The following is a 631-nucleotide window of genomic DNA, read 5'->3' as shown; positions in this document are numbered from 1 at the left end:
ATCATTGGCACGTGCTGAAGAAAAAGGGATCGCTTTAATCGAAGCAGCAAAAGAAGCGTATCCAGCAATTTCAAAAGATGATATTCGCTGTGAACAAGTGCGGGATTATGCCAAACGGATTGCAGACTTGAAGGAGAAAAGAGATCAACTTGTCCAAAAGATGGTTAAATTATCGAAAGATAAACAAGAGTATCAGATTTTAATTTCATTTCCAGGAATCGGAGAAACGACTGCAGTTCGTTTAATTGGAGAATTAGGAGATATTCGACGATTCAAAAACCATAAACAACTGAATGCTTACGTCGGTATTGATATTATGAGATATCAATCTGGGAATACCTTTTATAAAGACAAGATTAATAAAAGAGGAAATAACAAACTTAGAAAGATTCTATTTTACATGATCCAGACCATGATCCAACTACGGAAAAATACACAAAATCATATTGTAGATTATTATGATAAATTAAAAACGCAACCCCAGAGGAAACCTCATAAAGTTGCGTCCATAGCATGCGTGAATAAGTTCTTGAAATCGGCTTATCACCTTATCACACATAATCTGAAATACGATTACGAAAAGGCAACAATGCATCAGTAATCGTAAGTAAGATTATATCACAAAGACCTG

At 34.9% G+C, this 631-nt stretch carries 1 protein-coding gene; it reads left to right on the top strand.

Going from position 1 to position 631, the window contains the following annotated elements; genetic code table 11:
* Window positions 1-601, top strand: a 601-nt coding sequence (locus AC0KTX_RS16800) for a transposase (RefSeq protein WP_474253165.1), incomplete at its 5' end; no start/stop codon positions are given.
* Between the last annotated feature and the right edge of the window lie 30 nt (window positions 602-631).

The organism is Aeribacillus sp. JST-2, from assembly GCF_056032925.1.
The sequence above is the reverse complement of the archived record's forward strand: the minus strand, read 5'-3'. Positions and strand labels throughout refer to the sequence as shown.